The sequence below is a fragment of the Lacticaseibacillus parakribbianus genome, from assembly GCF_025490915.1.
Taxonomy (GTDB): domain Bacteria; phylum Bacillota; class Bacilli; order Lactobacillales; family Lactobacillaceae; genus Lacticaseibacillus; species Lacticaseibacillus parakribbianus.
The window spans coordinates 1-13547 of sequence record NZ_JANQBA010000019.1 but is presented as its reverse complement, the minus strand read 5'-3'; the positions used below and the strand labels follow the sequence as shown (position 1 = coordinate 13547).

Genomic DNA, 13547 nt, shown 5'->3' with positions numbered 1-13547 from the left:
GCTCGACGAACCCAGAGCGCAGAAGCGCGGGTTGACCGGAGATTCACAATCAGCTTCTAAGCCAGTCAAAGACACTATCCGTGCCGAGCGGCGAGTGATGTGTTATCATCTGAGCGATTGCAAGCATAGGAGGATGAGCCAATGAAGCAAATCATCATTCCCAATACCGAACTGACTATGAGCAGCATCGGCCTGGGCACCGCCAGCGCCGGGCTGACCTGGGCCGGGGCCGCGGCCGACCGGATTTTGGACACTTACCTCGACCTCGGCGGCAACGTGATTGACACCGCCCGGGTCTACTCGGACTGGGTGCCGGGCGAAACCGGCCGCTCCGAGCGGGTGGTCGGCGACTGGCTGCAGCGCTCCGGCAAGCGCCAGGACGTGGTGCTGGTCACCAAGGGCGGCCACCCGGACCTGCAGCGGCCGGACGCCGACATCCACCGCAGCCGGATGACGGCGGCCGCCATGCGCCACGACCTGGAGCTGTCGCTGACGGCGCTTCACACCGACGCCGTCGATTTGTACTTTTACCACCGCGACGACCGCGGCCAGCCGGTGGCGGCCCTGATCGAGGTGATGGAGACCTTCCGCCGCGAGGGCAAAATCCGCTACTACGGCTGCTCGAACTGGCAGGTCGACCGCATCGCCGAAGCCGCGGCCTACTGTGAATCGCGCGGCTACCGCGGCTTCGTCGCCGACGAGGCGCTGTTCAACCTCGGCGTGGCCCACAAGGCGCCGGGTGGCGACGACACGCTGGTCGCCTTGACCGGGAAGCTGGCCGACTACCACGCGGCCCAGCCGGCGCTTTTGGCGATGCCGTACTCCGGCGTGGCCAACGGCTTTTTCCATCACTTCGCCAAGGGCGGCGCCGCCGCGGTGGCCGGCAGCGACTACGCGACGCCGGCCAACCTCGCCCGAGCCGAGCAGGCGGTGGCGCTGGCTCACCGCACCGGTGCGACGATCACTCAGGTGGTGTTCGGCTTCTTCGCGGTTCAGCCCTTCGCCTGCCTGCCGCTGTTCGCGCCGCGCAACCTGGCGCAGCTGGAGGACACGCTGGGGGCGGCCGGGCCAACGCTAACCCCGGCGGATTTTGCGTTCGCAGCGGGGGACTGAAGTCGTTTTGCGTAATCAATAAGTGGGGCCTGAGTCGCCTAGGCGGAAGAACCGATGGTCGTCAAAACCCGCAGCATGCGCGACGCCTCGGCTGTCGCCAAGGTCACCGCCTTTTGGGCGGCGACGCGTGGGGCCGGCGCGTTGGCACCAGCGGCTTGCCACGGGGGACTACGGGCGGGTGCGAGCCACTCGGAACCGGGCGTTGGGATGCAACCCAGCCGAACCCGGGAAGCGGTGGCAATCCGGGCGGCCTGGGTTTTCATGAATTAGCTTTACGGCGCCGGGCCGTTTATGGTACACTTTTAATTTGTGAGCATGTGCCTTAGGGCCGGCTTACTCCTTGCTCCTAGGAACTAGGGGCCAAAGACCATAAGGAGGTGAACGTCAAATGGCTGAAACTAAGTATGAAGTAACTTACATCATTCGTCCTGACATGGATGAAGAAGCTAAGGCACAACTGGTTGAACGTTTTGACAATATTCTGAAGGAAAATGGTGCCACCATCATTGATTCCAAGGATTGGCAAAAGCGTAAGCTGGCCTATGAAATCAAGAAGTACAACGAAGGCATCTACCACATCGTGAACTTGACTGCTAACGATGCGAAGGCTGTCGATGAATTCGATCGTCTTGCCAAGATCTCCGGCGATATTCTGCGTCAGATGATCGTGGTTCGCGAAGACTAATTCATAGCCAACATTTTTACGAAGGGGAGCTGAAGGAATGATCAACAACGTTTCTTTGACTGGTCGCCTGACCCGCGATATCGAGCTGCGCTACACGCAAAGCGGTACCGCCGTCGGTTCGTTCACACTTGCCGTTGATCGGCAGTTCACGAACCAGCAGGGTCAGCGCGAGGCCGACTTCATCAACTGCGTCATCTGGCGTAAAAGCGCTGAGAACCTCAGCAATTTCACGCGCAAGGGGTCGCTGATTGGGATTGAAGGCCGCATCCAGACGCGTAACTACGACAACAATCAAGGCCAGCGGGTCTATGTCACCGAAGTCGTCGTTGATAACTTTGCTTTGCTCGAGTCCCGGGCGACCACCCAAGCGCGGCCGGCCGAACCCGCAACGGGCAATTCGAACCAAGGCTACGGTCAAAACCAAGGCTACCAGGCCCAACAGCCTGCCGCCCCGGCTTTTGGCCAAAACCCCGCCTCATCATCGAACAACAACAGTGGCAACACGAACCCATCGCGGCCGGCGGCGCCAAGCACCCCGACCAACACGGGCGATCCCTTCGCCGATAGCGGCAAGTCGATCGATATCTCCGATGATGATTTGCCGTTCTAAGAATTCTTGAAAAGGAGTGACACACATGGCACAACAGCGTCGTGGTGGCCGTCGTCGTCGTAAAGTCGACTTCATCGCCGCTAACCACATCGAATACATCGATTACAAAGACACCAACCTGCTGGAGCGGTTCGTATCCGAACGCGGCAAGATTTTGCCTCGTCGGGTGACCGGCACCAGTGCTAAGAACCAGCGCAAGCTGACCGTTGCGATCAAGCGTGCCCGCATCATGGGCCTGCTTCCGTTCGTTGCGGAAGACTAATCGCGCGAAACGTCGGGCCTCGGTCCGGCGTTTTTTTTATGGCTCGGGCCTGTTATAATCCAATCAGGAGGTGACATGATGACTGACGAAGTGCAGGCGCTGGCCGAACTGACCGCGCTTCAGGCCAAGATGGCGGCCTTTCGTCCGCTGGCGGCGGCCGAGGTGCGAGCCTTGGAGGAGGATGTGCGAATCGAGCACGTCTGGTCCTCGAACGCGATTGAGGGCAGTTCCCTGACGAAGTACGAGACGGCCTCAATTCTCAACCGCGGCATGACGATTCACGGGGCCCCGGTGGCCGAGATTCTCGATGCGATGGACCTCAACCGCGCCTATGACTACATGATGGACTTGGCGGCGCGACCGCAGCTGCTGACCGCCACCACGGTTCGCGACTTGAACCGGCTGGCAATGCGGCGGGTGGATAACCCCGACGCCGGACGGTACCGCGCCGTCGCGGCGTGGCCCAGCGGGTTTGAGGAGACGCCTTACACCGAACCCTTCGCGATTAATGCGGCGATGGCTGACCTGATTGACTGGAGCCACACCGCCCAGGTCACGCTGCACCCCGTGAAATACGCGGCCGAGCTGCACCGGCGCTTCGTTACCAACCACCCCTTCGCCGATGGCAACGGCCGCACGGCGCGGCTCTTGATGAACCTGGCGCTGACGGAATTCGGTTACCCAGTCATCAACATTCAACCGGACCGGGCGAGCCGCGATGCCTACATGGCGGCACTGCACCTCAGCCAGACCACCGGTGACGCGGCACCATTCACGGCGATTATCGTGGCGAATGTTCGGGCCACGCTGCAGGCGCGAATCGCAACCCTGCAGCTCGCCGAGGCGAACCGGCAGGCGGCGGCCGGCGACAGCCGCCTGGAAGCGGATGATCAAGGCAACCACCAGTGAAGTGCGTCGGGCCTCGGCCCGGCGTTTTTTTAATGCTCAAATAACGAAAAATTGATAGCGATGTCACGTCTTTAGTGATAAAATGATGAAAAAATGAACAGAGGATGAGAGCATGCTAACCGTCAAAAACCTAACCTTCGCGTTTCACGACAAGCCGATTCTCGACAACGTCGCCTTTGACCTGCAGGATGGTCAGGTGATCGGCCTGGTCGCCCCCAACGGCACCGGCAAGACCACGCTGCTGCGCCTCTTGTGCGGCCTTTTGCCCGACGCCAAGGCGACCATCGCACTCAACGGCGTCGACTTGCACCAGCACCGCACCGCCTACCTCAAGCAGCTGTTTTTCCTGGAAAATTCCAACCAGCTGTACGCCGACCTGACCGTCAAGGACCACCTCGAGTACGTGAAGAAGATGTGGAAGTCCAAGGTCGACGTCCAAAAAACCGTGGCCGAGCTGGGCATGGCGTCCTACTTCAAGAAGAAGATTAAGAACCTCAGTCTGGGCATGAAGCAACACGCCCTTTTGGCGATGTACATCGTCTCCGACGCCCAGACCATGTTCATCGATGAGCCGCTCAACGGGCTGGATCCGACGTCGATTCAGCTGTTCGAGCAGATTTTTGCCGAGTTGAAGGCCGAAGGCAAGACGCTTTTGGTCTCGTCGCACCAGATGGACTCCGTCGGGCGGGTGTCGGACTCGGTGTTTTTCCTGAAGGACCAGCACATCCACGACGTCGAAAATTCCGGGCAGGACATGATGGCCTTGTACACCGAGACCTTCCTGCAGGAGGCCGTGCATGCATGACCAGATCCATTTTGACCTGAAGAAGAACTGGCTGGCGACCACCAACCTGGTGATCTTGATCGCCTTCACGCTGCTGCTTCTGGTGACCTACTTCACCGCTCGCAGCACCGCCGATCAGTCCGACAACGATAATTACAACGCCTACAACGTCGCCGACGACAAGCTGCTGACCCACGTGGCTAAGCTGCAGGCGATCAAGAATCCGGACGCCGCGACGGTTCGCAAGCTGCAGCGGCGCATGGCCCAGCACGAGTACCTCAAGACCATCGAGCTGGCCCACACCGACCTCGACAACGTCTTCACCACCAACCTGACCAAGGCGCGGCTGGAGACGGAAAAGGCGGTCCTGGCCTACGAGCGCTACACGCTGCGCGAGGTGCAGGCCGGGCGGGGCAAGGACCTGGTCGTCATCGCGCTGCCGGGCAAGAAAACCGACAAGAGCCTGCTGGGCCGCAAGAAGGACGTCGCCTACTACGAGTATCTGGTCAAGCACAAGCTGGTCGAGGTGCCGGCGACCAAAAAGGACGCGCCGGCCAACAACTACATCGCCTACGCCTTCCTGTACAACGTGTCGCCGCTGCTTTTGCTGGCCGTGTTTGCCGTGCAGCTGGGCCAGCTCTTCACGGTTGAAAAACGCCGCGGCACGATCAACTTCCTGAACATCGTCCCGCGGGGCAAGCTCGGCGTCTTGACCGCGCGGATGGTCAGCTTCCTGGTGCTGACGGTGCCGCTGTTCCTGGCGGCCTGCGGTATCGCCTACGTGACGGCGGCGCAGCGCTTCGAGATCGGTTCCTGGCAGTACCCGATCGTCTACTCCGCCGATGGTCAGCACGTGTCAATCATGGGCATCGGTCAGTTCCTGCTGCTGTACCTGGCGCTGCTGTTGGCGGTCGCGGTGTTCATCATGATGGTCAGCACTCTGGTCAGCCTGTACTCGGGCAACCTCGCCGTCAACATCGTCGCCAGCCTGGTGGTCATCCTGCTGGGGGCCCCGCAGGTGATGACGCGGGTGCCGGCCGGCCTCGCGCGGTTTTTGCCGACCGCGTACTTCCAGATCAACTCGGTGATTTTGCACGAAACCAGCTGGTCGATTCCCGGCATCGGCTTCGGCGTGGTGGTGCTGTTGGCCTGGAGCCTGCTGCTTTACGCCGGCTGCACCCTGATTCTGCGCCGGCGCCAGCTGATCTGAGGAGGGGCCGCCATGTTTGGACAGATTCGCCTTGAACTGCGCAAGCAACCCTGGCTGCTGCACCTGGCCGGGCTGATCGCGATGCTGTTGCTGTTCGCCGGACCGCTCGGCCACGCGCTGGGCGTCATTCCCACCACCTATCGCTTCTTCGGCGGCGTCAGAACGCCCAGCTACGTGAACTACACCACGGACTCCGAGGCCAAGGCGGTGCAAAAGGCCCGGGCGGCGGTGGAAAAACAGTACGTCGGCGCCGTCAAAATCCGCCCGGCCAATGACACGAAGGCGATGCTCAAGCTGATGCGGGACCTGCGCCGGCCGCTGGCCCAGCGCGATTACCTGACCGCCAACAAGCTGACCCTGGCCGCCATCGACAAGGAGCCGCTTTTAGCCAACAGCTACGAGCTCAAGCAGGTCATCAACACCACCGACGCCGGTTCCGCGTCGCTGAACGCCGACGCGATGGCCGCCAGCCTGCACTACTACATCGACCACCGCATCAACAGCCTGCAGATCATCGACGAGAAGGTCAGCGCGGTGACCGCGGTGCAAGGCGTCATGAGCCGCTACGGGTCGCACGTCTACAAGGTGCTCGTGCTGGACAACAAGAAGCAAAGCTTCGTCAAGCTGAACGCCGGAACGCCTTTGACCTGGATTTTTCTCTGCTACGTCGTGCTGGCGCTGGCCCTGGTGTTCAACTTCGACCGCCGCAACAACACCGAGAACCTGATGCGCATGAGTCCGCGCCGCGACTGGGCGATGGTGCTGGTGCGAGCCGCAGTGACGCTTAGCATCATCGTGGCGGTGCTGGCGCTGACGGTGGTGCTGGCGCTGGCGATCAACGCGGGGCTTTCGGGCCACACGCTGGGGCCGCTTGGGTATCCGCTGATCACCACCAGCGCCGCGACCGTCATCGTGACGCCGGTGTGGCAGTACGTCGGCACGGCGCTTGCGCAGTACGTGCTTTGGGCGGTGCTGCTCAGCGGCGTCGCCTACGTCGTGACGCAGTTCGTGGCCGAACCGCTGTTGGTGCTCTTGCTGTGCTCGCTGACCTTTCTGGGGCTGCCGCTGAAGTTTCTTGAGGTGCTGCCGCTGCCGGTTCGGCAATTATTTCCCGGGTTATACACCAACCCGCCGGCGCTGGCCGACCGGGCGGATTATTTCCGGCTGATCCCACTGCACCGGGCGTTGACCGTGCTGATCGTCTGGACGGTGGTTGCCTGGGTGCTGGGCGTTGTCGTCCAGCACGTGCGGTACCGCAAGCGGGGGCCGTGGCTGAACTGAGCCAGGTACGAGGAAAAGGCGCCGGTGAGCGGCGCCTTTTTGTGTTATGCTGGAGGCACAGTAAGCGTTTTATGGGAGGCAAAACCATGCTCACAATCACCACCGACCGCCTGGTGCTGCGGCCGTTCGCTGCGGCCGACCTGCCGGCCTTCTTCGCCATTCAGCACGACCCGGTCGTCAACCGCTTCCTGCCGTGGTTCGCCCCGCAAACCGAAGCCGCGGCGGCGGCGCTTTTGCACCAGCAGTACCTGGACGACCCGGACGGCGAGGCCCTGGCCATCTGCCTGAAAACCACGGGGCAGCTGATCGGCTTCATCCACGCCGAGGCCAGCGCCGCCCATGATTTTGGCTACGGCATGGCCCAAGAATTCTGGGGTCACGGCTACATGAGCGAGGCCGGGGCGGCCCTGATCGCCCACTTGCCGGTGGCCGACTACCCCTTCCTGACTGCGACGCACGACCGCGAGAACCCGCGCAGCGGCGCGGTGATGCGGCGGCTGGGCATGACCTACCAGTACACGTACCTGGAGCAGTGGCAGCCCAAGGACATCCCGGTGCATTTTCGCCTGTACCTGCTCAACCGCGACGGCGAGGCGAGCCGGACGTTTCCGAAGTACTGGGACATGTACCCGACGCACTTTGTGGAGGAGGGGCTGGGCGATGCGGGTTCCTCGCGGTAGGTTGGACCTTGCCTGACCGCATTCGCCGTCAGCTTACTGAGGAAATCCGGGCGATAGTCGCAAGGCTATCGTCTTTTTGACGTGGATGGGGCGTGACGCGTTGGTGTCACGTCCGTTGACATCGAGTGAGCCAGGTGAACCAGCGGCGCGGTGGCTTGGCGGGAGCGAAACGCCGGACTTTCGTTGCTATTAAGCGACTTAACGCCGCGTGATCGGTTCAGTTGTTCGCTACGGGTTGAGCCAAGCACGACCTATCATTGTTGAAATAATCAGTCAAATACCGTGTGGTTCGATAGCGGGTGAAATCGTTCTTGAACAGTTTAATCAGACATTTATTGTGTTTGTACTGCGGTGAGATTGACTGAATATTCCGTCGGCTGTATACTGGCGATGCAAACGGTTACAACGGCTGTGAATGGCTCGTTTTGCGTGGCGCAATCGCCACAAAAGGAGGTCGTCATGCGTCAACACAAGAGGTGGTTTCAGTCTCTTTCCATTGATTTTTACATCGCACTGTTCATTCTGCTCGGCTACAGCCTTGCTTTCAATCAATTCGCGCCGCTGACCCGCTTTGCGCTCAGCAACTGGGGTTACTGGGTCGTGTTCGGCGCCGCGGGTTGGCGGCTGGTGGCCTTTTTGCGCAAGGGCAAGCCCGACAGAGAGCAGGCGCTTATCTACGCGCGGCTCAACGCCTGGTTTCCCTTCGGCACTTACCTGGGCTTGTGGCTGGTTGAGCACTTAGTGTTGCGGATCTGAGACCCGGGACGATTGAAAGAGGGGGGCCGCTGACGCGGTCCCCCTCTTCGCTAGTCTCAAGTGCGGGTCCCAAGCACCGCGGCTAGGCTACCCGTCCCGCTAAGTTCGCCGGCTTGCGCTCTGGTTTACTTCAGCGTTCCGTTCGTCACCTTGCCGGCCACGCTGCCCAGGCCCTTGGCCACTCGGGCGGTGAAGGTCAGCTTGTCGCCGGCCATGATGAAGCGAGCTCGGGGGTCGGTTTTGACGCTGACGGTGTAGACCACGGGGTCGTCGTCCAGCAGGAAGCTCATCGCGTCGCCGCTCAGGCTGACGCGGTTGACGGTGCCTTGAACCTTGGTCTTTTTGCCGGCGGTGGCGGCCGCGGTCGGGTCGCTGCCGAACAGGGCCCGGTAGGCGGTCAGGGCCGCGTCGGCGTCGCTGCCGGTGGCCACGGTGCTTTGGGTGCCATTACCGCTGGCCAGCAGGTAGACGTAGCTGCGGAAGGCGTCGGAGGAGTCCAGCATCGACACGACCCAGGTCGGACGGCCGTCGATGCGGTACAGCATCGGCATTTTCGGCTTCCAGCCGGTTTGCTTCATCATGTCCTTGGCGAGCTTTTGAGCCCGGTCCGGCGTCATCGCGTCGTGCGTCTCGCGGTAGTAGTAGGTCTTGCCGGTCGCCGCGTCGGTGAAGGTGTAGCCCATCACCGAGGTCTGCGCGGATTTGGCCGAGGTCAAAGACTGCTGGTAGTAGATCTGCCCGTCGTACATCACCGGGGTCACGTCGTTGTCGTGGCCCTCGGTGCCGGCGCCGGTCACGGCGACCATCACGCCGTTGCGAGCCCCGCCCCAGCCGTTGGCGTTCCACCAGCCGTTGCGCTCGGCACCCCACGCGGCGACCTGGCTGCTTGCGGTGGTCGGGTCGATGGCGACGTCTAGCCAATCCGGCTTTTGCGCTAGGTTGCGGTAAAAATGCAGCTGGCCGGACTCCGCGTTCAGGGTCACGACGGCCTTGTGGCGGAAATCCTGGCGGTTGGTCACGCCGTAGCGCCGCACCAGGGTGGCGACGTAGTACGGGGTGCCGTCCTCGGCGATTTCAAGCTGCGGGGTGTTACTCATCATCACGTAGCCGGAGGTCGCGGTGGCGGCGTACATCAGGCGCCGCGCGTCCTGGCCAAAATAGGCGGCCGGGGTGTAGCGCATCGCCTTTTTCACAAAACGCGGCGAGGCCGACTTGCTGGTCGCGTCGACCTTGAAGTAGCCGTCGACCTGCTTGTAGCGCAGGTAGCGGAAAAAGCTGCCGTCAAAATCCAGCGGCGCCACGTAAACCAGCTTGCCGCCGTTGATCTGGGCCCGGACGTGGTCGACCGCGTAGACGTTGGCGTTCGGAATGTTGCTCAGCGAGTTGTTGACCTGAGTCAGCACGGTCGCCGGCGCGTTGACCACCGGCGCCTGGGCCTTTTTGCCGCCGACCACCGGCAGCGGCGCCTTGGTCGTCGATTGGTAGCTGATCACCGGCGCGTTGTTGGCGACCTGCTTGGCGTCGACGACGCCCATGATGGCAAACACGGCCATCGCAATCAGGCTCAGCACAAAACCGGCGCCGGCCAGCCGCAAAAAGGGCTTGGCCAGTCCGGTCGGCTTGTGGCTCTTGGCGCCTGGCGTCACGTCCTGGCGCGGCGCCTTGCCGTGCTTGCCGGCGGCCGTGGCGAACTTGGTCCAGTCAATCTTGGCGCCGCCACCGGCGAAGCTGGCGGTGATCAAAGCCGCCACCGTGCCGGTCAGCAGGTTCCACAAAACCGTGGTGGCGAGGCTTGGCTCCGGCAGCGCGAAGTAAATCAAGGCGAGCATCAGCGCGAACAGCAGCACCGTGGTCACGGCCAGGCGCCAGGCGCGGCCGGCGCGGTGCCGGACGGCCAGGGCGATCGCGCCGATCAGGCCGACCGCCACCCCGGCCGCGGTGAAGCGCAGCGTAATCCCTAAGAACAGTCCCAACATAGGTCATTTTCCCCCTAATACATCATTATATTTATATTGTAGCAAACTCGGGTGTCGGGACATCGGGCTCGAGGTGCATTTTTCTTGAGATTATTTCCCGGGAAACGTCGCGGTGGCCTTGCAAGTTGCCGGTAAGTGGCCCATCATTGAGGCGGAGTCAGTTTTAGGTTGGCTTGAATTCGAACCCAAGGGAGGAGAGAAAATGGCAAAACCACAAACAAGACAAGACTTAATTCTCAGCACTTACCGGCACCACGACCGGCTGGTGGCGCAAGTCGACGCGCTGAGCCCGAGCGAGCAGGCCGCCGCCTTTGCGTTCAAGGGCCGCGACCACAACCTGCGCGACGTGTTCGTGCAGCTGGCCGCCTGGGAGGACCTGTACCTGGATTGGAGCCAGGCGAACCTCGCCGGCGACGCCAAGCGCTTCCTGCCGCAGCCTTACACCTGGCAGACGGTCGGCAAGCTCGGCCGCAAGATTCAGGCCGAGCACGTTGACACCACGCTGAGTGACGCTCGGCAGTTGTTTGAAAGCGCATACGGCAAAATTATGGATCAGTACGAGCAGCTGACCAACGAGCAGCTGTTCCTGCGCGGCTTCTACCCCTGGACCGGCTCGATGGCGCTGGGGGAATACGCGGCGATGGTCTCGTCGCAGCACTTCGCCTGGGGCATCAAGGTCCTGGACCGCTTCGCGCATCAGCTGGCCGAACAACACGCGGTGGCCAGCAATTAAAGCTCGCCAAAAACGGTGCCGCCCCTCGCATTGAACTTGCGAGGGGCGGCACCGTTTTGATACGGGGCGGCGGCGCGAACGCGTCCCGGCGATCTCAGTGCTTGAGGCGCAAGCCGCGCAAGTGCCGGCGCCGCGCTAGCCGGTTCGCTAAAAGCGCTCGGCTCTGCACTTTAAACGGGCGCCACCCGGCAACGCGGGAGCGGCTAGCTACGCCGCGTCACTTTGGCCCAAGCCCAGGGCCCAAGCGCCACGGCTAGGCTAGCCGTCCCGCTAAATGCGCCGGGTTCTGCCCTCTATTCCTCCGCCAACAGCGGGGCCTGGTTCAGCTGGGCCTGCAGCATCCAGATGCGCTTTTCCGTGGCGCCCTTGAAGCCGATGAAGATGTCTTGGGTGGTGTCGTCGCCTTCCGCCCCGGACACCTCGATGCCGTGCTGGTAGACGTCGGCCAAGTAGCGGTAGCCTTCGACCAAAATGGCCAGGCGTTCCGGCGTCGGGGTGCCGAATGTGCCGTGCTCGTCCTTGATGCCGGTGAGGTCGGCGAATTCCTCGAGCGTCGACACCGGCTCGCCGTCCAGCGTGATCAGCCGCTCGGCGATTTCGTCGAGCTGTTCATCGAGGTCCTCGCGGAAGTCGTCCATCAAGGGGTGCAGGTGCAGGAACTCGGGGCCGCGCATGTACCAGTGAACTTGGTGAACCACCGCGCTCATCTGGCTGAGGTCTGCTACCAGCTGGTTCAGGGTTTCCTTGGTCTGTGGAACACTCATCATCTGTTTCTCCTCCTAATGCGCCTGCCTTGCAGACGCGTGCCAGCGCTTCCAATCGACCCTTATAGTGTAACCGACGGCGCGACTCGGACCCAAGAAATATGCTCAAGCGGGATGGCGCCTGGGGGTGTAGAATGTGAAGGTTCGACTGGAGGCGTTAGAATGAGAAAAGTAGCACAAAATATGGCGCTGATCGCCTTGGGTGCGGCGATTTACGCGCTGGCCATCAATTACTTCCTGATTCCCAACCGCATCGGCGAAGGCGGGGTCACCGGGCTGACCACCGTCGGCTATTACGCGCTGAACATCAGCCCGGCGCTGACCAACCTGGTGCTCAATGGCCTGTTGCTGGTCCTTGGGTTGCGCTTTTTGGATCGCCGCACCATCGGTTACACGCTGTGGGCAATCGTGTGCATCTCCGGGTTCCTGCGGTTGCCAGTGATCGCCGGCTTCCACACCAGCCAATCCGTGATTGCTGCGGTGTTCGGCGGCGTGTTGATGGGCGTGGCGATGGGGGTCATTTTTCGCGCCAACGGGACCATCGCCGGCAGCACCATTTTGGCCAAAATCATCAACAAGTACTTCGGCATGAAAAACGGCACGGCGACCTTGATGTTCGACCTGTGCGTTGCGGTGCCGTCGGGGCTGATTATCGGCTTTCAAAACATGCTGCTGACGGTGCTTGAGCTCTACGTGTCGGCGGTGGTGCTCAACCGCTACCTCGACAGCTTCGGCGCCAAGCACTCGCTGATGGTGGTGTCGCCGCACAACCAGGCGATTGCCAAGGCGCTGACCGATGCGCTGGGGCAGGGGGTGACGATGCTTGCCGCGACCGGTTTTCACAGCCAAAAGCCGCAGGAGATTCTGTACTTCGTCTGCACCAACGCGGCGTGGCCCCAGGCGCTGGCTATTGTTGCCGCCGCCGACCCGAACGCCTTGATTGTCGCCGATCAGGTGCGAAGCGTCCGGGGGTTGCAGCTGAGCAAGCTGCTGTGAGGCCGGCCGTTAGCGCGGTGGCGGCAGCCGCCGAACCCCGCGGCGCCAACCGAGCGGCCGCCCCGCGTCGCCCCGTTCGGGGGAAACCGGCAAGGGGGCCGCAGCCGTTCGGTGGCGAGGCCAGCTCGGTCGACGGCGATTAATTGTGAAACACATTCCATCACAAGGAGGAACGCAACATGCGCATCATGCTGATTGGTAACGCCGGCACCGGCAAGTCGACCTTTGCCAGGCGGCTGACCGCGGCCACCGGCTGGCCGCTTTTATCCTTGGACACCGTGTGGCACACCATGGATTACGGCCACGTCGCCAAGCTCAAGTTCGCCCAGGCGCAACGCGCGTTCATGGCGGCCAACCGCGACTGGATCATCGACGGCAACTACGGCGGCACGATGCCGCTGCGGCTGGAACAGGCCGACACCATCGTGCTGCTGACAGCGCCGCGGGTGGTGTCGATCGCCCGGGTGATTCGCCGCTCGCTGGCGTTTCGCCGCGACCCCAGCACCCGCCCGGACATGGCGCCGGGCTTCGTCGAACACCTGGACCGCGACTACCTGGACTTTCTTGGCTACGTCTGGGATTACAACGCGCGGTTCGGCCAAAACATCGCGCCGCTGCTGGCCGCCCGGCGGCCGAACCAGCGGCTGTGGGTCGCGCATAACACCCGGGAAAAGGCCGCGGTGCTGGCGGCGCTGACGCGGTGACGCACCCTTGGCGCGACCGGCCGCCGGCTGTGGCCGTCCGCTTTTCGCAAGCGCGAGGCAAATGAGTTGACGGGAAATTGGTCC

The 13547-nt window shown here is 62.2% G+C and carries 15 protein-coding genes; 13 read left to right on the top strand and 2 right to left on the bottom strand.

Going from position 1 to position 13547, the window contains the following annotated elements:
* Positions 1–141 precede the first annotated feature (141 nt).
* From NUH19_RS12310 to NUH19_RS12265, 10 genes are all read left to right on the top strand, one after another.
* On the top strand, positions 142–1113 hold the full coding sequence (locus NUH19_RS12310) for an aldo/keto reductase (RefSeq protein WP_262316847.1): 972 nt from the start codon (positions 142–144) through the stop codon (positions 1111–1113).
* A gap of 388 nt (positions 1114–1501) precedes the next feature.
* Positions 1502–1798, top strand: coding sequence for a 30S ribosomal protein S6 (gene rpsF / locus NUH19_RS12305; RefSeq protein ID WP_262316846.1), 297 nt, complete (start codon positions 1502–1504; stop codon positions 1796–1798).
* 37 nt (positions 1799–1835) lie between these two features.
* Positions 1836–2408 (top strand): single-stranded DNA-binding protein, encoded by a 573-nt coding sequence (gene ssb, locus NUH19_RS12300; RefSeq protein WP_262316845.1) that lies wholly within the window; start codon positions 1836–1838, stop codon positions 2406–2408.
* Positions 2409–2433: 25 nt separating this feature from the next.
* A complete protein-coding gene (gene rpsR / locus NUH19_RS12295; protein ID WP_225049327.1) occupies positions 2434–2670 on the top strand; it encodes a 30S ribosomal protein S18 in 237 nt (78 codons plus the stop codon).
* 75 nt (positions 2671–2745) lie between these two features.
* Positions 2746–3579, top strand: coding sequence for a Fic family protein (locus NUH19_RS12290; RefSeq protein ID WP_262316844.1), 834 nt, complete (start codon positions 2746–2748; stop codon positions 3577–3579).
* 112 nt (positions 3580–3691) lie between these two features.
* Complete coding sequence (locus NUH19_RS12285) at positions 3692–4384, top strand: ATP-binding cassette domain-containing protein (RefSeq protein ID WP_262316843.1); 693 nt, start codon at positions 3692–3694, stop codon at positions 4382–4384.
* Positions 4377–5573 (top strand): hypothetical protein, encoded by a 1197-nt coding sequence (locus NUH19_RS12280; protein ID WP_262316842.1) that lies wholly within the window; start codon positions 4377–4379, stop codon positions 5571–5573. The genes NUH19_RS12285 and NUH19_RS12280 overlap by 8 nt, the downstream gene beginning before the upstream one ends.
* 12 nt (positions 5574–5585) lie before the next feature.
* A complete protein-coding gene (locus NUH19_RS12275; RefSeq protein ID WP_262316841.1) occupies positions 5586–6854 on the top strand; it encodes a hypothetical protein in 1269 nt (422 codons plus the stop codon).
* Positions 6855–6940: 86 nt separating this feature from the next.
* Complete coding sequence (locus tag NUH19_RS12270) at positions 6941–7534, top strand: GNAT family N-acetyltransferase (protein WP_262316840.1); 594 nt, start codon at positions 6941–6943, stop codon at positions 7532–7534.
* Between the two features lie 459 nt (positions 7535–7993).
* Positions 7994–8290 carry a hypothetical protein gene (locus tag NUH19_RS12265; protein ID WP_262316839.1) on the top strand — a complete coding sequence of 99 codons (297 nt, stop codon included), beginning with the start codon at positions 7994–7996 and terminating at the stop codon, positions 8288–8290.
* Between the two features lie 125 nt (positions 8291–8415).
* On the opposite strand, the gene NUH19_RS12260 is transcribed toward NUH19_RS12265, so the two are convergent.
* Positions 8416–10266, bottom strand: a complete 1851-nt coding sequence (locus NUH19_RS12260) for a hypothetical protein (protein WP_262316838.1) — start codon at positions 10264–10266, stop codon at positions 8416–8418.
* Between the two features lie 202 nt (positions 10267–10468).
* On the opposite strand from NUH19_RS12260, the gene NUH19_RS12255 reads away from it, so the two are divergent.
* Positions 10469–10999: a ClbS/DfsB family four-helix bundle protein gene (locus NUH19_RS12255; protein ID WP_262316837.1), complete on the top strand. Its 531-nt coding sequence runs from the start codon at positions 10469–10471 to the stop codon at positions 10997–10999.
* A 293-nt stretch (positions 11000–11292) separates the two neighbouring features.
* On the opposite strand, the gene NUH19_RS12250 is transcribed toward NUH19_RS12255, so the two are convergent.
* Positions 11293–11763: a Dps family protein gene (locus NUH19_RS12250; protein ID WP_262316862.1), complete on the bottom strand. Its 471-nt coding sequence runs from the start codon at positions 11761–11763 to the stop codon at positions 11293–11295.
* Between the two features lie 162 nt (positions 11764–11925).
* On the opposite strand from NUH19_RS12250, the gene NUH19_RS12245 reads away from it, so the two are divergent.
* On the top strand, positions 11926–12759 hold the full coding sequence (locus NUH19_RS12245; protein ID WP_262316836.1) for a YitT family protein: 834 nt from the start codon (positions 11926–11928) through the stop codon (positions 12757–12759).
* A gap of 179 nt (positions 12760–12938) precedes the next feature.
* Positions 12939–13463, top strand: coding sequence for a P-loop NTPase family protein (locus NUH19_RS12240; protein ID WP_262316835.1), 525 nt, complete (start codon positions 12939–12941; stop codon positions 13461–13463).
* Positions 13464–13547 lie beyond the last annotated feature (84 nt).

Bases quoted from the DNA above. Each gene is read 5' to 3' on its own strand.
- NUH19_RS12280 (WP_262316842.1), top strand. From the start codon at position 4,377: ATGCATGACCAGATCCATTTTGACCTGAAGAAGAACTGGCTGGCGACC.
- NUH19_RS12275 (WP_262316841.1), top strand. From the start codon at position 5,586: ATGTTTGGACAGATTCGCCTTGAACTGCGCAAGCAACCCTGGCTGCTG.
- rpsR (WP_225049327.1), top strand. From the start codon at position 2,434: ATGGCACAACAGCGTCGTGGTGGCCGTCGTCGTCGTAAAGTCGACTTC.
- NUH19_RS12290 (WP_262316844.1), top strand. From the start codon at position 2,746: ATGATGACTGACGAAGTGCAGGCGCTGGCCGAACTGACCGCGCTTCAG.
- NUH19_RS12250 (WP_262316862.1), bottom strand. From the start codon at position 11,763: ATGAGTGTTCCACAGACCAAGGAAACCCTGAACCAGCTGGTAGCAGAC.
- NUH19_RS12310 (WP_262316847.1), top strand. From the start codon at position 142: ATGAAGCAAATCATCATTCCCAATACCGAACTGACTATGAGCAGCATC.
- rpsF (WP_262316846.1), top strand. From the start codon at position 1,502: ATGGCTGAAACTAAGTATGAAGTAACTTACATCATTCGTCCTGACATG.
- NUH19_RS12270 (WP_262316840.1), top strand. From the start codon at position 6,941: ATGCTCACAATCACCACCGACCGCCTGGTGCTGCGGCCGTTCGCTGCG.
- NUH19_RS12245 (WP_262316836.1), top strand. From the start codon at position 11,926: ATGAGAAAAGTAGCACAAAATATGGCGCTGATCGCCTTGGGTGCGGCG.
- NUH19_RS12285 (WP_262316843.1), top strand. From the start codon at position 3,692: ATGCTAACCGTCAAAAACCTAACCTTCGCGTTTCACGACAAGCCGATT.
- NUH19_RS12255 (WP_262316837.1), top strand. From the start codon at position 10,469: ATGGCAAAACCACAAACAAGACAAGACTTAATTCTCAGCACTTACCGG.
- NUH19_RS12265 (WP_262316839.1), top strand. From the start codon at position 7,994: ATGCGTCAACACAAGAGGTGGTTTCAGTCTCTTTCCATTGATTTTTAC.
- ssb (WP_262316845.1), top strand. From the start codon at position 1,836: ATGATCAACAACGTTTCTTTGACTGGTCGCCTGACCCGCGATATCGAG.
- NUH19_RS12240 (WP_262316835.1), top strand. From the start codon at position 12,939: ATGCGCATCATGCTGATTGGTAACGCCGGCACCGGCAAGTCGACCTTT.
- NUH19_RS12260 (WP_262316838.1), bottom strand. From the start codon at position 10,266: ATGTTGGGACTGTTCTTAGGGATTACGCTGCGCTTCACCGCGGCCGGG.